The organism is Psychrosphaera algicola (assembly GCF_028401425.1).
GTDB classification, from domain to species: domain Bacteria; phylum Pseudomonadota; class Gammaproteobacteria; order Enterobacterales; family Alteromonadaceae; genus Psychrosphaera; species Psychrosphaera algicola.
This window is the reverse complement of sequence record NZ_JAQOMS010000002.1, coordinates 3,279,533-3,299,126: the sequence shown is the minus strand read 5'-3', so window position 1 is coordinate 3,299,126 and position 19,594 is coordinate 3,279,533. Positions and strand designations below refer to the sequence as shown.

General features: G+C 40.0%; 19 protein-coding genes and 6 pseudogenes. 12 read left to right on the top strand and 13 right to left on the bottom strand.

From position 1 onward, the window contains the following. Positions 1-184: 184 nt before the first annotated feature. The 7 genes from PN838_RS18100 (at position 185) to PN838_RS18070 (ending at position 3,203) form a co-directional block, all read left to right on the top strand. Positions 185-517 carry a DUF2956 domain-containing protein gene (locus PN838_RS18100; RefSeq protein ID WP_272181539.1) on the top strand — a complete coding sequence of 111 codons (333 nt, stop codon included), beginning with the start codon at positions 185-187 and terminating at the stop codon, positions 515-517. Between the two features lie 71 nt (positions 518-588). Then, the gene (locus PN838_RS18095) at positions 589-1,305 is read left to right on the top strand and encodes a substrate-binding periplasmic protein (RefSeq protein ID WP_272181538.1); all 717 of its coding nucleotides are present in this window, start codon (positions 589-591) and stop codon (positions 1,303-1,305) included. Positions 1,306-1,358: 53 nt separating this feature from the next. Next, a complete protein-coding gene (locus PN838_RS18090; RefSeq protein WP_272181537.1) occupies positions 1,359-1,748 on the top strand; it encodes a hypothetical protein in 390 nt (129 codons plus the stop codon). Between the two features lie 174 nt (positions 1,749-1,922). Then, positions 1,923-2,210 (top strand): peptidylprolyl isomerase, encoded by a 288-nt coding sequence (locus PN838_RS18085; RefSeq protein ID WP_272181536.1) that lies wholly within the window; start codon positions 1,923-1,925, stop codon positions 2,208-2,210. A 157-nt stretch (positions 2,211-2,367) separates the two neighbouring features. Next, entirely contained in the window at positions 2,368-2,562 is a 195-nt protein-coding gene (locus PN838_RS18080; protein ID WP_272181535.1) for a peptidylprolyl isomerase, read from the top strand. Positions 2,563-2,585: 23 nt separating this feature from the next. After that, positions 2,586-2,804: a hypothetical protein gene (locus PN838_RS18075; protein ID WP_272181534.1), complete on the top strand. Its 219-nt coding sequence runs from the start codon at positions 2,586-2,588 to the stop codon at positions 2,802-2,804. Between the two features lie 150 nt (positions 2,805-2,954). Next, positions 2,955-3,203, top strand: a complete 249-nt coding sequence (locus PN838_RS18070; protein WP_272181533.1) for an RNA recognition motif domain-containing protein — start codon at positions 2,955-2,957, stop codon at positions 3,201-3,203. A gap of 126 nt (positions 3,204-3,329) precedes the next feature. Here PN838_RS18070 and PN838_RS18065 read toward each other — a convergent pair whose 3' ends face one another. Further along, positions 3,330-4,007, bottom strand: coding sequence for a hypothetical protein (locus PN838_RS18065; RefSeq protein ID WP_272181532.1), 678 nt, complete (start codon positions 4,005-4,007; stop codon positions 3,330-3,332). Positions 4,008-4,208: 201 nt separating this feature from the next. Here PN838_RS18065 and PN838_RS18060 point away from each other — a divergent pair. Next, positions 4,209-5,083 (top strand): annotated as a pseudogene (locus PN838_RS18060) (EamA family transporter). A 79-nt stretch (positions 5,084-5,162) separates the two neighbouring features. On the opposite strand, the pseudogene trhO reads toward PN838_RS18060, so the two are convergent. From trhO to PN838_RS18025, 7 genes and pseudogenes are all read right to left on the bottom strand, one after another. Further along, positions 5,163-6,151: pseudogene (gene trhO / locus PN838_RS18055) on the bottom strand (oxygen-dependent tRNA uridine(34) hydroxylase TrhO). Positions 6,152-6,339: 188 nt separating this feature from the next. Next, positions 6,340-7,663: pseudogene (locus PN838_RS18050) on the bottom strand (MFS transporter). A gap of 164 nt (positions 7,664-7,827) precedes the next feature. After that, positions 7,828-8,313 (bottom strand): GNAT family N-acetyltransferase, encoded by a 486-nt coding sequence (locus PN838_RS18045; protein WP_272181531.1) that lies wholly within the window; start codon positions 8,311-8,313, stop codon positions 7,828-7,830. A 129-nt stretch (positions 8,314-8,442) separates the two neighbouring features. Beyond that, on the bottom strand, positions 8,443-8,736 hold the full coding sequence (locus tag PN838_RS18040; RefSeq protein ID WP_272181530.1) for a peroxiredoxin family protein: 294 nt from the start codon (positions 8,734-8,736) through the stop codon (positions 8,443-8,445). Positions 8,737-8,771: 35 nt separating this feature from the next. Continuing rightward, the gene (locus PN838_RS18035; RefSeq protein ID WP_272181529.1) at positions 8,772-8,957 is read right to left on the bottom strand and encodes a hypothetical protein; all 186 of its coding nucleotides are present in this window, start codon (positions 8,955-8,957) and stop codon (positions 8,772-8,774) included. A 120-nt stretch (positions 8,958-9,077) separates the two neighbouring features. Beyond that, positions 9,078-9,731, bottom strand: a complete 654-nt coding sequence (locus PN838_RS18030; RefSeq protein ID WP_215962566.1) for a GntR family transcriptional regulator — start codon at positions 9,729-9,731, stop codon at positions 9,078-9,080. Between the two features lie 231 nt (positions 9,732-9,962). Beyond that, entirely contained in the window at positions 9,963-10,391 is a 429-nt protein-coding gene (locus tag PN838_RS18025; protein WP_334313401.1) for a MarR family winged helix-turn-helix transcriptional regulator, read from the bottom strand. Positions 10,392-10,601: 210 nt separating this feature from the next. Here PN838_RS18025 and PN838_RS18020 point away from each other — a divergent pair, with 210 nt between their 5' ends. Continuing rightward, positions 10,602-10,898 carry an MAPEG family protein gene (locus PN838_RS18020; protein ID WP_272182644.1) on the top strand — a complete coding sequence of 99 codons (297 nt, stop codon included), beginning with the start codon at positions 10,602-10,604 and terminating at the stop codon, positions 10,896-10,898. 90 nt (positions 10,899-10,988) lie between these two features. Here PN838_RS18020 and fre read toward each other — a convergent pair whose 3' ends face one another. The 4 genes and pseudogenes from fre to rho all read right to left on the bottom strand — a co-directional run bounded on the left by fre (position 10,989) and on the right by rho (position 14,872). After that, the gene (gene fre, locus PN838_RS18015) at positions 10,989-11,699 is read right to left on the bottom strand and encodes an NAD(P)H-flavin reductase (protein WP_272181528.1); all 711 of its coding nucleotides are present in this window, start codon (positions 11,697-11,699) and stop codon (positions 10,989-10,991) included. A gap of 15 nt (positions 11,700-11,714) precedes the next feature. Further along, positions 11,715-12,008, bottom strand: a complete 294-nt coding sequence (locus tag PN838_RS18010; RefSeq protein WP_215962569.1) for a 2Fe-2S iron-sulfur cluster-binding protein — start codon at positions 12,006-12,008, stop codon at positions 11,715-11,717. Further along, positions 12,009-13,494: pseudogene (gene ubiD / locus PN838_RS18005) on the bottom strand (4-hydroxy-3-polyprenylbenzoate decarboxylase). It lies immediately after the preceding gene. A 109-nt stretch (positions 13,495-13,603) separates the two neighbouring features. After that, positions 13,604-14,872, bottom strand: coding sequence for a transcription termination factor Rho (rho, locus tag PN838_RS18000; RefSeq protein ID WP_215962571.1), 1,269 nt, complete (start codon positions 14,870-14,872; stop codon positions 13,604-13,606). Between the two features lie 287 nt (positions 14,873-15,159). Here rho and proB point away from each other — a divergent pair. The 3 genes and pseudogenes from proB to PN838_RS17985 all read left to right on the top strand — a co-directional run bounded on the left by proB (position 15,160) and on the right by PN838_RS17985 (position 18,135). Further along, a pseudogene (proB, locus tag PN838_RS17995) lies at positions 15,160-16,270 on the top strand (glutamate 5-kinase). Between the two features lie 2 nt (positions 16,271-16,272). Next, positions 16,273-17,523 (top strand): annotated as a pseudogene (locus PN838_RS17990) (glutamate-5-semialdehyde dehydrogenase). A 159-nt stretch (positions 17,524-17,682) separates the two neighbouring features. Further along, positions 17,683-18,135, top strand: a complete 453-nt coding sequence (locus PN838_RS17985) for a VOC family protein (protein WP_272181527.1) — start codon at positions 17,683-17,685, stop codon at positions 18,133-18,135. A gap of 304 nt (positions 18,136-18,439) precedes the next feature. Here the strand turns inward: PN838_RS17985 and PN838_RS17980 are convergent, their stop codons facing one another. After that, positions 18,440-19,591 carry a response regulator gene (locus PN838_RS17980; RefSeq protein WP_272181526.1) on the bottom strand — a complete coding sequence of 384 codons (1,152 nt, stop codon included), beginning with the start codon at positions 19,589-19,591 and terminating at the stop codon, positions 18,440-18,442. Positions 19,592-19,594: the final 3 nt, after the last annotated feature.

Below are 19,594 nucleotides of genomic sequence, written 5' to 3'. Positions count from 1 at the left end.
TCCTTTAAAAGTACGCAGAATAAGTAACGAAACAATGGACGTGAATAAGGCAAAAAACTGTTGGAAATAATAATTATTTGGATCAAGTAGTTCTCGCATCCATTCCATAAAAGAAAACCTCAATTTGAAATTACAACTGAATGGCAGTAGGTTAAACCAAATTTGATGAGAAACCAAAATCTGTATGACAAAAAACACCATTTCAGCACAAACCGAAAACGAAGCGATGACAATTGCCAAAGCGACACAAAAACCAAATCAAACCAAAGAGCAAACTAAGTTGATTGCTAAAGGCATCGAAAAAGGCATCGCCGAGTACAAAAAGAGACATAAAGCCAAATCACGAGATTTAGACAAAAAGCGAAAGAAACTAGAAACCAAAATACAATCTGAACACCCTCAGCCTAATAACGACAATGTGGTCACCAATCGTCCAAACCACAATTATTTGATTATTAATCTAATATTAGCCGTCAGTTTAATTATAAATGTCCTACAATTTATAAACATCATCTAGTTCAATCAGTCATTGAATAAAGTCGATTTTTGAAAAATCGACATTTGTATTTTATAACTTGCGGAGACCCAATGAAATTATTTGCGGTTTTGTTGTTATTTATTGGGAATAGTTTTGCAGAAGAATTTCATTTTTCATCCATTAATTTTTTAACCGAGCAAGAAGTTGGTCGCATTGTTTTACCCCAAATATATTCAGAGCTTGGTATCGTCATTAGCATTACACCGCTGCCGGCTCAACGTGCTCAGCTCTCAGCAACTTCTGGCGTTAGTGATGGCGAAATAATGAGGATATTCAGTTATGGTATTGAAAACCCAACCACAATAAGAGTACCAACGCCTTATTACTACCTTGAGACCACAGCCTTTGTGCATAAAGACAAAGATATCGTAATTGAGAACAAAGACCATCTAGAAAAATACTTTGTCGCAAAAGTTCGTGGAGTAAAACATACAAACAGAATTACTGAGGGCCACTCTCAGGTGATAGACATGAACTCAACCATTGAGATAATGCGCATGGTTGATTCAGGCCGCGTTGACGTTGCATTAACCAATACCATTGATGGTTTAATGGCACTTAAAGAACTTGGTTTAAAAAACGTAATCGCTATTAAAAAACCGTTAGCGACTTTCGATTTGTATCATTACATCCATCTTGACCACAAACATCTTGTTCCAATTGTTGACGCAAAAATCATTGAAATGACAAAAAATGGAAAACTCACAAAAATTGTTAATGCCGCTGAGCAAAAAACGTTATTGTCTAAATATCAAACCAATGAATAACTCGATCAAAAAACCAGTATTGGCCTCCCTTTAGGCCACCAAAGAGAGACACAATGCACCGACCTATTTTGCAACTCAGATTTATTTTTCTTTTGGCCGTTTTTAGTAGCTGCGTTGTCAAAGCAAGTGAACTAAACCATAACCTAGGAACAGGATTACAGTATTCCGGTTTAATTGGCTATCAAATCTCACTACAGAAAGAGCAGCATCTTTTGCGAGGTGCGGTTGGTTTAATAGGCGCTAGCGCAGGCTATGATTATTTGCTTAACAGTAATTGGTCAATCGGGGCGACATATACAGCTACCATACGATCGGTTTATTCTCTAAATATTAACTACTACCCACAAAGTTTAACTGATGGTTTCCGAGTTGGACTAGATTTGGGCCATATGCCGGATACTGATGGCGACGGTTTTTTAGCACCGATGGCGCCAAAAATGTAATTTGGTTAAGTGCAGGATTCGCTTTTTAGACCAGTGTATATCCGTTAAGGTTGGCATCTAGTATTTACAAAATGCACAATTGGTAAAGTCTAGAACAACATCGATGTATTGAATTGGCGTATAAAAAAGGTCACAGTATCGGCTTAAAATCAATCTGCTCACTGGAGTGAACGTATGTTGGCCAAAACCAGTAAAGCCACATTTGGGCTTTTGTTTTTTATTTTCTGCTCAGCGGCAATAAGCCAAGAAAACGAATATTCAGTTTCGCAGTCAGACTTAGTCTATTTAGAAACCACCGAAGGTTTAGTGATCATTCAACTATTGCCACAGGTATCACCAAAACATGTTGAACAGTTTAAGCAACTCGTCAGCAGCCAATGGTATAACGGCCTCCCTTTTACCGAGTCATTGAAGGCTTTGTTGCTCAAGCCGGTGAAGGTGAAGGCGAATGGAATAATGTAAAAGGAAAACCCTCTAAATTTAAACAGCCATTAAAGGCCGAGTTTACCCAGCCAGTCTCAGATAGCTTTACCTTAATCCAAAGCCCCGATCTATTGGCTCCACAAACGGGCTTTATTAATTCAGTTCCCGCTGGCCGTGATCTTACAACTAATGAACAGTGGTTTTGCACTGCTCCGGCACAGTGGCGATGGCAAGGGGCAACGGTGCTGATAGTGCCAGTTCTGAGTTTTATATCGTCATAGGGCACGCTCCGCGTCATCTCGACCGTAATATGTCGGTGTTTGGTCGAGTTGTTTTCGGTATGGACGTTGTACAACGACTGCCTCGAGGAGATAAGCTCAAGGGGGCATAATTGATAGCGACCAACCAAAAGGAATGATTAACAGTGCGCACATTGGCGATACATTAACTACAAACAAGCAATATACCGTAAAGGTACAAATGGTCGAATCGGCTGCATTTCAACAACGAATCGACTCGTCTAAAAACCGGACCCATGAGTTTTATACGTACCCTAGGAATGGAAATATCGATGTTTGTTATTACCAGCCAAGTGTTAACGCGACACCTACGGCGAATAACCTCATCAAATAGTGCCAAATTGGCACGCTTTTATGGGGTTATATTTGATTGAAGTGATACATTTACTTGTGGTCGCGTTCATTCACTCTTATCATGACCAGCATACCCTTATTTACCGTGTTGAGTTACGCGGTAATTTGAGTTCATTACAAATGAGATCACATGAAAATAATTGCTAGAAATTTATCCCGTTCAACAACCGAAGAGCAGCTTACTGAAGCTTTCACCCAGTTTGCTGAATTAGAATACTGTACATTGGTATTGGACAAAGTCACCGGTAAATCCAAGGGATTTGGGTTTGTTGAAATTAATGACGACAAAAAAGCCCTTTTAGCCATAGTTAAGTTAAACGGCACAAAGCTAGACGGCAAAGTAATCCGAGTAAAAAAGCTGAAGATCAATAAACACTAAGGCTTAGTTAAACACCTCGCTGTTGTCTAAAGACGGCACCAAAAAACTGCTAGCCGCTTGTATTTATTGACGTGGCTATCAGTTTTAATTTTTATATCGCGGGTAATTCAGAAACGTCCCTTAGCATCAAAGCCGAACACCAGTGACAAAACTACAATTTGGGAAAAATCGATATTGGTCGACTGGCTTTAACTCTACTATTTGGATTTTACTGACCTTATCAACTTCAATTTTTTGTTCAATTTCAAAATAGAACCACCATTGCTCATTCAGCGAAGTGAGCTCTAGATACGGGTAACTTCTTACCTTCCAGTACCCATTTAGGTGATCTGTTTTACTCTCTTTGTTTTCAGCAAACATCATCGTATAACGGTTGTCACCTTTAAGACTAATTTTCACCGACTCATTACAGTTACGACTTTGGTAATCATCGGCTAAATCTTGAGTCGCGACTTTATTGGCCGTTTTAACGCCGTCTGGCAATAAGTACAAACCAACGCTATTTTTGGTATACCAATGATTTCCTGCAACAAGTGCCTGCGTTTGTTGGATAGGCCAGCCAATCTCAGTAAGTGTTTTAGTCAACAATGAGACACTTTTGTCATCTTGAATAAATAAAGAATATAACACTGCAGACTGTTCTATGTCCTCGGGAAAAGCATGTCTATTTTTAACGACAGTAAAGTTGGCGTCCTCTAATGCTTTGGTTATTTTTGAGACATCTGTGGTGGGTAAATATCGGGTGTAAAAATGAACTTTAGTGCTCGTACAACCAGTCAAATAGAGGCAAAATAAAATACTCATTATGAACCGCATTTTATACCTCCCAAATATACTTTCCCTCTTAAATATTCTGCTTAAGAGCTTGAGTTCGATAAGCCATTAACCACTGACAATAGCAAATTCAGGTAGCTAATATAAGATATAAAACAAATCCTATTGTCATAAACAATGGTTAGAGTAATCTTCTGTTTTCTTTAAATATAATATTTTCAGGGCAATGTAATGACTTGGGTTTTATTTACGTTACTAGCGGTTGTTATGCAAACATGGCGCAACGCCTTGCAAAGCAAACTGAGTGCACATGTACACACGTCTGGCGTGACTTTGTCGCGCTTTTTGTTTGCGCCACCTATCGTCGCGATTTACCTATACGGTTTGTATTTGTACCAGCCAATGGCGATACCTGAATTTAATACCCGCTTTATTATTTATGCCTGTATTGCGGCGGCCACCCAAATTGCAGCGACGGCTTTTATGGTTATCTTGTTTAAGCAAAAAACTTTGCGGTTGGCGCCGGATTGGCAAAAAGTGAAGCGCTTGTGGCTGGCGTTTTAGGTGTGTTGTTTTTTGGTAGCAATTTGTCATTGTTAGGTTGGCTTGGGATTTTTATCGGGTCTATAGCCATTTTTGTTTTAAGTAGTGCCGGTAAAAAAGGGTCGTTAAGCCCTAAAACCTTGATGATTGGACTTGCCTGCGGCACTTGTTTCGCCCTTACCTCTTTGCTAGCAAGAGAAGCAAGCCATTTACTTGATGTGCCATTTCATGTCGGCGCGGCGTGGTCTTTATTGTGGGTTTTGTGTATTCAAACTTTAGCGCTAACATTTTATATTTTTAAACAACAACCACAGGTTTTAGCTGAATTAAGTCAACATAAAATCATGACAATCGCCACCAGTATAACAAGTTGTATTGGCTCTATCGGTTGGTTTACGGCAATGGCATTACAGCACGTGGCCTTAGTTAAAACATTGGGCCAAACCGAAGTGTTATTTACGATTATGATCTCGGTATGGTGGTTGAAAAAGCCAGTACAACGTTATGAAATTATTGGTTTATTGTTAATTGCAGTGGCGGCAATACTTGTGATGTGGAGTTAATTTTTAAGAACGAATAAAACAAAAAAGGCAACGTAATACCGATTAGTATAATACGTTGCCTTCGCTAAAGAACGGCGACTTAAAAATTACGCCTTAGCGTTTCTAGCTTGTTCTTTTTTTGCAGTTTTAGCGCTTTTCTAGCTTCAATAACGTCTTTGGCTTCTGAGCCAATATGTTCTTCGCCACGTTGTTTCGCCAATTCCATTTGCTTTTGACGCTCCGCAAATCGTTCACGCTGTTCATCTGTAACTTTGTCGATGCAATGTGGGCATGAAATACCGACAACATAGTGCTCTGATTGTTTTTCTTCTTCGGTGATCGGCATACGACACGCATGACACTGGTCATATTCGCCTTTTTCTAAATCATGATTTACCGTTACACGATTGTCAAAAACAAAACACTCACCTTGCCATTTGGTCTCTTCTTTTGGCACGTCTTCAAGGTATTTTAAGATGCCGCCTTCAAGATGGTAAACTTCTTCGAAGCCTTGCTCTTTTAGATAGGCTGTAGATTTTTCGCAGCGAATGCCACCAGTACAAAACATTGCAACTTTTTTATGTTGTTTCGGATCAAGATTTTTTCGACATATTCAGGAAATTCGCGAAACGTTTCAGTGTTAGGATTTACCGCTCCTTCAAATGTACCAATTTGCACTTCATAGTCATTACGAGTGTCAACCAATACCACTTCTGGGTCACTTATTAACGCATTCCAATCTTTGGGTTTAACATAGGTGCCAACCACTTCTCTAGGGTCAATACCTTCAACCCCCATTGTCACGATTTCTTTTTTAAGCTTAACTTTGCAGCGATAAAATGGCATTTCATCGTCGAAGCTTTCTTTGGTCGAAATATCAACTAAACGAGGATCCTGACGAAGCCAAGTTAATAACGCGTCTATTCCTTCACGATGACCGGCTACCGTACCGTTAATCCCCTCTTCAGCTAACAACAAAGTACCTTTGATACCGTTAGCTTCCATTGTATTTTGTAATGGCTGACGGAGTTCTTGAAAATTTTCTAAGCGCACAAACTTATACATTGCGCACACTACTACTTGTGACATGTCGATTCCTCTTGCCCCCGGAACGTAAAACCGGAGCATATGGATAATTTTGGAGCGCGATTATACCCAATAATTAACAAAAAAAGCCAAGCTGACTAAATTTCAATCAGATGCCTCGGTACGGCACCAAAACATTGATCTCGCTCAATATGATTTAGATCACTCCTCGCGATTAAAAGTTCATCCGTTTATCGTTGCCCAGTAGATTTAGCTTCGGTTTTAACGTCAGGTCCCGACATATGTTCCAAAACGTGATACAGATAAATGATAAACAAAGCCAACAAACCACACCCCAAAAAGAGTATCGGTCCGCCGAAATAATCTAAAATGATACCACCGCCTAACGGTGCAAAGGCAAAGCCAAAATCATAAAACGATGCTGCACCAAAGTACGCACCTCTTAAATGCGCGGGCGCAATCCGGTCGATATGAACGTTCATCGTTGGGAACAAAATCGCTTCCGCTAGACTCATAATAATCACCGCTGCAATCCAGCCCCAAAACATAGTGACCGGGTTTAACGCAAACCAAAGTTGCGATATGGCTAATAACAACAAGCCGATTTGTACTCGCCTTATGAGACTTTGTTTAGACATCATTTTAAGCAAAATAAATTGGCACGTTATGATCACCATCGCATTGGTAAATATCATTGACGATACCAACTCCAATAAATCGGTTACTTTTTCACGGGTTAAGTATTGTATTAATGAACTGTCCATTTGGCCGTAAATAAACATACACTAACACGTTCGCCAAGATTAAATATTGCAGCAGTTTGTCTTGTCCTAAGATCCGTAAAACATATTTTAATCCGCTTTTTGGTTTATCATTTTTAGACTCATTATTAGTTAATGTTTGTCGCGTATCGAACTGAACCTGAACCATATCTTCAATGGGATCTAACGTGTCGATTTTGGCTTGGCGGTCAAAATGACGGAAGCCCAAAAACAATAAAACGAGCAAAAATCCAAACGCATAAGTTGTGAAATAAAAGCTCGACTGTTGACCTGTTAACCCCAGCCAAACACCGACAATTGGACCAATAGCACAGCCAACATTTACGGCAAAATACAATGACTGCATGGCAAGCTCTCTGACGCCTGAATCATCAATAACATCGCCAATTAACGCCGAGGTAAGCGGACGCCAAAGTGCGGTGGCTATGGAACACAACGTAATAACAATTACAAAGCCATTTACTGTATTTGCTTCAGCTAAAAGACTAAAGGAAATGATATACAACACGCCCGTGGCATACATCATAGGCCGTCGACCTATTCGATCTGATAAACTGCTGACTACAAAACTGACTAAGACCGAGACTACCGCTGCTGAGGACAAGATAAGCCCGATTCTAGTAGCCGAAAGCTGAAACTTTTCAAAAAGTATCACCGCCAAAAATGGCCAAACCATATAAAAGCTGCCACGGGTGATAAAAGACCCAAATAGTAATATCCACATTAACAACGGAAATCGTTTAACAGTTTTAAACGATACGGACTGAGTCATAAACATTCCTAATAAAAGTGGAGCTTATTACCGAGAAATAAAAGCATATAAATTTAAGAGAAGTAAGTCGAAGTATTAAACAGATAACGAGTTAAGTATCGACAGGACGTATTAATACTAAGTCGTAGAATTATTAACCGTCCTGTTTGAACAACGCGGATAAATTATTTAATTGGCTTTTCCCAGAACATCGCTTTGCCCATTTTGGGGTCAAGCTCATATCCAGTAAAACCGTATTTTAGATAAGCATTTTTGGCAACCTCATTGCCTTCCAATACTTCTAGGGTAATTTTGCATGCGCCACGCTCTTTCGCCACTTGTTCTATCATTGCGATCATTTTCTGACTTAGGCCTAATCCCCTATAGCCATCATTAACCCCCATATCATGGATATTGACAATAGGTTTGCATTTGAAAGTTGAAAACGTCTGGAAACAATTTCCCAACCCTGCAATTTTACCGTCAACAAAAGCCAAAACGGTAAACGCATTTGGCGTGGATTGTAGGCCAGCTATCAAATTTGCCTGAGCAAATTCTGATAATGCTTGGCCGCCACCCATAGGGTCTTTGGCGTACATATTTAAGGCCAAAACAACTGCAGAAGCGTCCTCAGCGTCGTCGTAATTTGCTAATCTAATATCAATATTCACATTTATTGCCTTTTATCCCACAGTGGAACATTTTGTTAATTAGTTGATGGTTTAGATATTAATGCTTTTACTTGCTCTAACAACTGTTCACCCGTTGGTCGGGTGGTATGGTCGGTTGAAACGTAATACTCAGGCCACTTCCGACTCCGAAAGCGTCGGTGCCTGTTTCATCAAAAATACCGCAGGATGCGGCAACCCTTCTTCTGAATTAATGCCGTATTGTTTTGTGACCTGCAGGTCAGTGTCCATCAAAAAAGTATAATCTTGGCCAAATTTGCGTTGCGTATTTTGAGCAGCACTTTGTTGATCTGGCGAAACCGCGACTAACTTAACATTATATTGTTTCAGCTGTGGCAGTACTGGCTGAATCGTACTGAATTGATCAATACAATACGGGCACCAATCTCCACGGTAAAAAACCAAAAGCACATGTTGGTCGGTTAGTATATCAGCTAGACTTAATTTCCCCCTGAAGCACTCGGTAAATTAAACCCAATTGGAGATTGACCTTTTTGAATATTAAAACCGGCAAGATCGGAGTAGTGCCCCGCCAAATTTTGATTGTTCGCAGGACTAATTGAGCATGCTACTGTGACAAATAACAAGGTTACGATTGAAAGTAGTTGAACAAGTTGCTGTTTCATTTCAGTTCCTAATTTATGGCACACTTTAATTTATGGCACACCGTAATGATAATAAGAACCAACTTTTACTGATTTTATTGCAGATGAAAAGACTAAATCGCGTTATTGTTCTATTTTGCTTTAACGCGACTCGCTTGCTTCTATTAACGTAATAATATTGTATTTTGCTTTAAGAATATGATCCCGCAAATATTCACAAGCCGCGTTAATTCGTTTTTCAGCACAAAGTACCAATAATTTTTTATGCTCAATTTGTGACGACTTGTCCCCGCCCGCTAACGTCAAGTGCATTCGAATATAGCGCAGCGAGTTTTTAATCAGGACGTCCGCAAGCTCAAATGTATGGGGCCGGTCTGCGCGGCTATATAGAATATTATGAAATCGATAGTTGAGTTCGCCTAGTGTTGTACCGTGATCTTGGCACTCGGCCATTTTATCCATGAGTTCTTGCGCATAGGCAATATCGTCATCTGTTAGATTGGGAATTGAATAAGACAATAATTCGGTTTCAAGTAAACAACGTAATTCAAATACTTCATCAACTTGTTTTGCAGACATATCGGCTGCCGTTGCTCCTTTATGCGGTTCGAAATTAACTAGGCCTTCCGCTTCTAGTTGCAACAACGCTTCTCTAACTGGGATCCGACTAACATTAAGTTCTTCAGCTAATGCCGCTTGACGTAAAGGTTCTCCGGCTTTAATTTCGCCCTGCAAAATTCGCTCTCTAATTGCCTCTGCAACAAGCTGGGTACGAGTTTTATGTACTATAGCCATATGTGTCCTTTTATATTGCGTGTTTAAATCCGCTTTCCAACTCACATGGTGTTACATAACCGATGAACACTAGAAAGCGAAATTAATTATACAAGCTAAAGGCTGACGGTCTAAGGATTCAATTGTTACAATTTGCTATAAATAAAAATAAAATGCTTTGCTCATTCTTTAGACTGAATCGGACTAGATTAACTCAATTGGCAATAACTTTGCTTGGTAAACGGTCTGACATTACTCAATTAAGTTTTCCACCAATTTGTCGGTAAGCGTTTTAAGTAATAAAACCTCTTCTCTCGACATATTGGAAACCTGACACATTAATTTTTCAGGAATACCACTCGCTTCTTGCTGCAATTGCCAGCCCTTGTCAGATAATTGAACATGTTTAATTCTTTTATCCAGTTCCGACGGCACAATATTGATAAGATTTTTGGCTGATAACTTTTTTAAAATCAGCGATAAAGCGCCGCCATCGATATGAGTCTTGGCCTTAACTTGTTTCACTTCAACATTGTCTTCTTCCCATAATGCCATTAATACAACATACTGAGGATAGGTGAGCCCAAGCTCATCTAAAAGTGGGCGATACGCCCTTGTTATCGCATTAGATGCGACGTAATAACGATGACAGATTTGGTTAGATAATTTTAGCTGTTCCATAATTCCAAATTTATTTTGTACACAAACAAATTGATTTTAGCAGATTACCCTAGTATTATAATTTGCATACAAACTAATAACTGAGGAAACAAAATGTTTGAACAATACACACAGGTTTTATTTGTCGTCACATCCTTACTTGCCATGATGGTTCTGCAAGCCTTAATTGCGACAGGAGCTCATAGAAAACAAACTGAATATGTGCTATGAATTGTCAGCGCAGAACTTGATCATTTTTCCTTTGTATTCCGCAGTAATCGTACTTTTCTTAATTCACTGGAAAACGTGCCTTTGTTTGTACTTTCAGTTTTAGTTGCATGCTTAGTTGGTGTAAATGCTGAGCACTTATTAACAGTAACCGTGATATTTTTTGTTGCTCGTTTGGTTCATATGGTGTTGTTTTATGCTATCGCGACCAATAAAAACCCAAGCCCTCGCAGTTACTTTTATATGATTGGTTTATTTGCCCAGTTGTACTTGATAGGCGTTATCTATGCGTCATTTTAACTGCTAAAAACCGTAAATTGATAAAACCAAGACATAAAAAACCGTAATCTATATTACGGTTTTTTTGTAAATCGTGTATTAACCAATATGTTAAATAAAGGCAAAAGCGTCAGCGTATAAGTGCTCTAAAACAGCGCCATGTTTGACAAAATCTTCACGAGCAACTCCTGCCATTTTAAATGGCCCGGCTAAATAAACATCAAATGCTTCTAAGCTCGCAAAGTCAGCCATAACCGCTTGGTGAACATAACCCGTTTTCCCCTGCCATTCCGCCGTAGCTTCTTCAATTACCGGGACATAAGTAAAATTAGGGTTTTGTTTTGCCCATATCTTCATTTCGTCACTGGCATAAAGACTCTCTTCATCCTTTGCGCCCCAGTAAAAAGTGACATTACGCTCCGGATAATGGTTTTTAATATGTTCTGCAATCGAACGGGCATACGAAAAACCAGTTCCACCCGCCATTAAAATAATTGGTCTAACGCTTTTCTCTTGATAAAACGCGTTACCGAGCCCAATTTCAAGCGTCACAACATCATTGTTCGCCATGTGATCCAAAGCACCGCGCGGATAAGCGTCATCAGGTCCCGCACCTATATGCAATTCGATATGTTGGTCATCTGGGCAACTGGCAATCGAAAAAATCCGCTTGTCTTCGTCCGACAAAACAATTTGCAGATATTGACCAGCAAGGTAACTTGGCTTTGTTAAAGGCTGTAGTTTCACTACATTTACAAAATCGGTCACGGCTGTTATTGAAATCACTTCTGCCTGAATCGTTTGAGCACTAACAACTTGCATTAAATCTTTACTCTTTTATTTAATAAATGGATGGTGCAATACCATGTCCGTTAATGGATACCCGATACAACTATAGGTATATTTTTGAGGGTTGTCTGGATCTGTGCCCATCGTTAACGATAAGGACTCTGGATCACGGTCGCCATAACTGACTTCCCCACTTAATGTTTTACAAACACATGCTGTACACACGCCTTGTCTGCAACGATATGGAAATTCAATGGAATTCCGTTCTGCAGCTTCTAAAATCGTTTCGCCTACGGCAACGTCAAACTCAATATTGTTTGGCTGAATGGTTACTTTAGTCATTTATTTATCTCCATCCGGCAGAGGAATGTTTAGGTCATCCCAAATAGCATCAATTCGTGTTTTTACAGCTTCATCCATCACAATGGGAATACCCCATTCGCGGTCGGTTTCACCTTGCCATTTGTTTGTGGCATCAAGGCCCATTTTAGAGCCTAAGCCAGAAACCGGTGAGGCAAAGTCCAAATAGTCGATTGGGGTATTTTCAATTAATACGGTATCTCTAGCCGGATCCATACGGGTCGTTATTGCCCACATAACATCTTCCCAGTTTCTTGCGTTAATGTCGTCATCACACACAATAACAAACTTAGTATACATAAATTGGCGTAGGAAAGACCAAACGCCCATCATCACGCGTTTGGCATGACCTGGATACTGCTTTTTCATGGTAACGACCGCTATACGGTATGAACAGCCTTCTGGCGGTAAATAAAAATCAACAATTTCAGGGAATTGCTTTTGGATAATCGGCACAAAAACTTCGTTTAATGCCACCCCCAAAATTGCTGGTTCGTCTGGTGGACGACCGGTATAAGTGCTGTGGTAAATCGGGTCTTTACGGTGAGTAATATGCGTTACCGTAAATACTGGGAAGTCATCAACTTCATTATAGTAACCAGTATGGTCACCATATGGTCCTTCTGGCGCCATCTCATTTGGGTCTATGTATCCTTCTAGTACGAATTCCGCAGAGGCCGGAACTTGTAGATCATTAGAAATACATTTTGTCACTTCAGTTTTGCTACCACGCAATAAGCCAGCAAAACCATATTCAGACAGAGTGTCAGGAACCGGCGTTACTGCGCCTAATATCGTTGCAGGGTCGGCACCTAATGCTACCGACACTGGGTAATTCTCGCCTGGATTAGCCTTTTTAAATTCGAGAAAATCTAATGCGCCGCCGCGGTGAGACAACCAACGCATAATCAGTTTATTTGGCCCCAATAACTGTTGACGATATATACCCAAGTTTTGTCTTGGTTTATTAGGACCCTTAGTGACGGTTAATCCCCATGTCACTAGTGGCGCGACATCACCAGTACCAACAATGTTGGATTGGCAACTGGGTCAAATCTACGTCGTCACCTTCAATAATAACTTGCTGACAAGGTGCTTTTTTCACTTCTTTTGGCGCTAAATTTAACACTTGTTTAAAAATAGGCAATTTTGAAAATGCATCTTTAAGACCCGCCGGCGGCTCCGGTTCTTTCAAAAATGCTAACGTTTCACCGACACCACGTAATGCCGATACATCTTCTTGTCCCATACCCAGAGCAACACGTTTTGGTGTACCAAACAAATTCACTAGGACGGGAATGCTTGAGCCTTTTGGATTTTCAAACAAAATGGCAGGACCTTTGGCACGCAAAGTACGGTCGGCTATTTCGGTCATCTCAAGATAAGTATCAACTTCAGTGGTGACGCGAACCAATTCGCCTTTCTCTTCCAAAAGTGCAATAAAATCGCGCAGATCTTTGTATTTCATTTCAGGGTACCAACAGATAAAGAAGTGTTTTTATTGCTTTGAAACTAAAAATAAACCCCAATCTAAGTTGGGGTTTATTATCAATCAACTAACTAAATTGATCGGATGGTTAGTTGCCTTTTTGGCGCTTCATTGAATCGAAAAACTCTTCATTCGTTTTGGTCAACGAAAGCTTGTCGATCAAAAATTCCATCGCTTCAATTTCTTGCATCGGATGAACAATTTTGCGTAGGATCCACATTTTTTGTAGTTCATCTGCCGATGTCATCAACTCTTCACGACGCGTACCACTGCGGTTAAAGTCGATAGCAGGGAATACACGGCGCTCAGCAATCTTACGATTTAGATGTAACTCCATGTTACCCGTACCTTTAAATTCTTCGTAGATAACTTCATCCATCTTAGAACCGGTATCTACTAACGCAGTTGCGATAATCGTTAAACTACCACCTTCTTCTACGTTACGAGCAGCACCAAAGAAACGTTTTGGTTTGTGCAGAGCATTTGCGTCAACACCACCTGTCAGTACTTTACCTGACGAAGGGATTACGGTGTTGTATGCACGAGCCAAACGCGTTATTGAGTCAAGTAAGATAACAACATCTTTTTTGTGCTCAACTAATCGCTTCGCTTTTTCAATTACCATTTCAGCAACTTGTACGTGACGACTCGCTGGTTCGTCAAACGTCGATGCAATAACTTCACCTTTTACTAGGCGTTGCATTTCGGTTACTTCTTCTGGACGTTCATCAATAAGTAGAACCATTAACGTCGCTTCAGGGTGGTTAGCGGCAATTGAAGTTGCAATATTTTGCATCAACATTGTTTTACCCGCTTTAGGTGGTGCAACGATCAATCCACGTTGTCCACGACCAATTGGTGAAGCCAAATCTAAAACTCGAGCTGTAATATCTTCAGTCGAACCATTGCCGCGTTCCATAGTAAAACGGTCAGTTGCGTGCAGAGGAGTAAGGTTTTCGAAAAGAATTTTATTGCGGGAGATTTCTGGTTTGTCGTGATTGACTTGTTCAATTTTTAATAGTGCGAAATAACGTTCAGAGTCCTTCGGAGGGCGAATTAAGCCTGAAATGGAGTCCCCTGTTCGCAAATTGAATCGTCTAATTTGACTAGGAGAGACGTAAATATCGTCTGGGCCTGCCAAATAAGAGGAATCGGCACTGCGTAAAAATCCAAATCCGTCTTGTAATATTTCTAAAACACCATCACCGTAAATGGATTCTCCACTCTTGGCGTGTTTTTTTAGGATGGAAAATATGATGTCTTGTTTGCGTAGACGAGCCATATTTTCTAAGCCCATCGATTCCGACAGCTTAACTAACTCGTTAATCGGCTTATTTTTTAATTCACTTAAATGCATATAGGATGTCTTTATATTTGATATGAGCTATCTGAAGTTATTGTTTGTTTAGAGTAACTAGGCGTGCGGGGTTTGCACAAACTGTTAAGTAAGTTAGCAGTATTTTTAACCAGCGTAAAGCTAACAGAGCCAAATCTTAATATAAAATCGTTTTTTTTCTATTTTTTTCTATTTAACCGACATTACACCGTAAAAACATACATTATTACTTTTCGATGTCGACCGAACGCACAATATTGGGTAGAGTCCCTTTAAAGTATTTATTCTATTTCAGGGTATCGGTAAAAATGGCAAACGAAGGGTTAAATTGGCAACGTGCAGTAATAAAAGTTGGTAGTGCACTCATTGCTCCCGATGGCAAACAAGTTAGTGGCCAATATGTATTACCCATTGCAAAATTTATCAACGAACTAAAAGCCCTTGGTAAAGAAGTGGTTTTAGTCTCTTCCGGTTCTGTGGCAGCAGGTCGTGGTTTAATTAATAGCCATGAACAAGGCACCACGATTGCAGAAAAACAAGCGATGGCTGCGGTAGGTCAAGCAAAAATGATGGCCAATTGGCAACATCACTTTAGCTTCCCCTGTGGCCAGCTTTTAATTACCTAGGGCGATTTAAAAGACCGCCGTCGTTACGTTAATATCAAAAATACAGTACGTGAATTATTGGCGAATCAAGTATTGCCAATCATCAATGAAAACGACACTGTGGCGACAGCCGAGATAAAAGTAGGCGATAACGACAATCTTGCGGCTTTAGTTGCGCTCGTTTGTGAAGCCGACGCACTATTTATATGCAGTGACATCGATGGCCTATTTGACGCCGATCCAAATCGTTTTCCAAATGCCAAACTGATCCCTGAAGTCAATCAGATTACACCTGAGATATATAAATTAGCCGGCGGTACAAAAAATAAAATCGCAACCGGTGGAATGAAGACTAAACTTCAGGCAGCTGAAAAAGCCACAAGTAACGGCGTAAATACATTTATTATTAACGGTAAAAAAGTAGCGTATTTAATGATATTTTAGAAAACAAATCGGTGGGGACTTGGTTTAAACCGCTAGCACTAAAAGATAGTGCAAAAAACAATGGTTAAGACACACGTTAAAAGCGGCAGGTTCACTGCAAATTGACGACGGCGCCGCAAATGCTCTACTCACGTTAGGTGCGTCACTTCTGGCAAAAGGCATTACTGCTGTACACGGAGAGTTTGCTCGAGGTGAAGCCATAGATATACTAGCAAACAATAAAGTGATTGCCCGTGGTTTAAGCCAATATTCTAGTGCCGAGTTACTTCAAATTTCCGGCCTAGAAAGCAAAAATTTTGAAACTATCTTAGGTTTCAAACACAAAAATGAGGTCGTTCATCGTGATGACCTTGTGTTATTCAAGGACTAATTATGACTTTTTCTATACAACAAATGGCAAAAGACGCAAAAGCTGCGTCGGTACAAGTTGCCAATTTATCGACTCAGACAAAAAATGATGCACTGCTTAGCATTGCGCGTCATTTACGTTCAAATACACCAGCAATTATTGAAGCAAACAAACTGGATTTAATCGACGCCGAAAAAAATGGCTTAGCTGCGGCTATGATTGACCGTTTAATGTTAGATGCAGCTCGTATCGACAGCATAGCAGCCGCGGTAGAACATATTGTCTCGTTGCCAGACCCTGTTGGCATGATCACAAAAACGATGTGCGCCCAAATGGCATTAAAATCGCTAAACAACGTATTCCATTAGGTGTTATTGCAATGGTATACGAAAGTCGTCCAAACGTTACCGTTGACGCCGCCGTATTATGTTTTAAAGCAGGTAATGCGGTTGTATTACGTGGCGGTAAAGAAGCGATTAACAGCAATAAAGCTTTAGCTGAATGTATCCATCAAGCCTTTGTCGAACATAACATCGAGCCTGCTGCAGTTAGTTTGGTACCAAATCCTGACCGCGAGATCATGAACGAAATGTTAACGTTATCGGACACTATCGATTTGGTCATTCCGCGTGGTGGTGAAGGTCTAATTCGATTTGTGACTAAAACCAGTCAAATTCCAGTGATCCAACACTTTAAAGGGGTGTGTCATTTATACATCGACAACCAAGCTAATTTAGACAAAGGTTTAGCAATATTACTAAACGGTAAAGTTCAGCGTCCTTAGTGTATGTAATTCATTAGAAACTTTACTTGTCCATAAAGATGTAGCTGCAACGTTTTTACCACAAGTGGCCACGGAATTTGCAAAAGCTGGTGTAAAAGTTCATGCCTGCGATAAGTCACTTCCATATTTCGAAAATGCCGACCTAGCTACCGATTTGGATTACGACGCGGAATACTTGGCACTTGAAATTGCTATCCGTGTTGTCGACGACTTTGAACAAGCCGTACTGCACATTCAACGTTTTAGCTCAGGTCACACTGAAGTTATCATCAGCCAAGACATTTCAAAAACCCAAGAGTTTGTTCGCCGTATTAACTCTGCAGTTGTAATGGTTAATGCCTCGTCACGATTCTCAGATGGCGGAGAATTAGGACTAGGTGCTGAGATTGGTATTTCCACCAGCAAATTGCATGCGTACGGTCCAATGGGACTAGAGTCGCTAACAACGGAAAAATTTGTTGTAACCGGCGATGGTCAGATCCGAGGGTAGTTGTTAGTCAAATAGTTCTAATTATAACTATTTTTGTAATAGCCAATAAACGGAGTGCCTTTAATGAGGTTCTCCGTTTTTTATGGCATTAATTTACTAATTGGCGCTATTAATTATTATTAGCAATACTAGTTTCACAAAACTTTTGAGGTAATGGCCATGTCAAAAATGATCTTTATAAATCTACCAGTTAGTGACCTGCCAACATCCGTCGCGTTTTATCTATCCTTTGGCTTTACAAATAATCAAAATTTTACGGATGAAACTGCCGCTTGCATGGTTTGGAGTGATGCAATAAATGTGATGTTACTCACACATCCTAAATGGCAAACATTTACAAATCGTCCAATTCCACCGTCAAATTCAAGTGAGGTTATGTTGGCGTTATCTTTTGATTCACGAGAAGCCGTTGACCAATTTAAAGATGCCGCTATGGAAAATAGTGGCACCTTAGATATTAACCCACCTCAGGATCTAGGTTTTATGTACAATCGAAATATTGCCGATCCAGATGGTCATGTTTGGGAAGCATTCTGGATGGATCCGGCTTCCATACTAAGGCAATTAATAATTCAGTTCCGATCTTCTTCGAAGTCGGGGATAATTTCTTAATTTGTTTTTAATCGGTTAATTAATTCAGAACAAAAAACGTCATCCTAAAAGAGCCACAGCGATATTTGGGATCTCCAACCAAGTGCAGAGGAATTGACAAAATCAGCAACACTGACCCCATTGGTTTTAATATCCATAAGAAAAACGTCATCCTAAAAGAGCCACAGCGATATTTGGGATCTCCAACCAAGTGCAGAGGAACTGACAAAATCAGCAACACTGACCTCATTGGTTTTACCATTGGTTTGGACTTCATTGGTTTCGGAGGACGTTCATCATTTTCATTCCATTGTGAGAACGGGACTTATATTAATGCCTGTTTTAACTTTTCTGGTTCAATTGGCTTAGCTAAAAATTCGTCCATTCCCGCGTCAAAACAGGACTGTTGATCTTCAACTAACACATTGGCCGTTAACGCCACTATTTTTTTCGATTTGTAATTTATCAGTTTGCGGATTTCTCGAGTCGCTGTTAAGCCATCCATTATTGGCATTTGCATATCCATTAAAATAATATCAAATTCAAACTCATGACAAAGTTGCACTGCAATTGCGCCATTATCGGCTATTTTAATATCTTTGAACCCAAACCCTTTTAACATGGCATTTAGCACCGTTTGGTTAATTTTATTGTCCTCTACTATCAAAATACGCTTTGCAGGATCAATTACGATCTTTTTGTTTTCATTTTCAAGCTTATGGGTTTGACCCGTGCTAATTGGTAATAATAAAGAAAATGAAAACTTGGAGCCTTCACCAATCATACTTTCTACTTTGAGGGGCGCGCCCATTAACGTCAACAAACGATTTGAAATCGTCAATCCTAAACCCGTTCCACCGAATCTGCGCGTTATCGACGTATCTCCCTGCGAGAAAGCATCAAACAGTTTTTTGATGACTTTATGTTCAATGCCAATTCCTGTGTCGACGACGGCTATATTCAAACTGACATTTTTATCCGTCAAATTATCCACCGCGATTCGCAAAGTTACGGTGCCATGTTCAGTAAATTTGACGGCATTGCTTAACAAATTAATGAGTACCTGCTTTAAGCGGGTCACATCCCCAACAACATTTATTAAAGCGAGTTCTGGCACAGACGTAATATGGAACTCAATATTTTTCTCAGCAACTAATGGCTCAAACATGTGGCGCAGTTCGACGATAACGTCGTTAAACTTAAATGGTTTTTGCTCTAACAGCACTTTGCCAGACTCTATCTTACTGATATCCAAAATGTCATTAAGTACCACCATAAGGCCTTGTCCAGATGATTCAATAACACCAACCATTTCACCTTGCTGCGGTGACAGTGTCGTTTTTCCGAGCAAATTAACCATTCCCAAAATGCCATTCATTGGCGTTCTGATTTCATGGCTCATATTGGCTAAAAATTCGGTTTTTATTTTGCTGGTTTTTTCAGCCTCACGTTTGGCTTTTAACAAATCTTGGTTCATTTT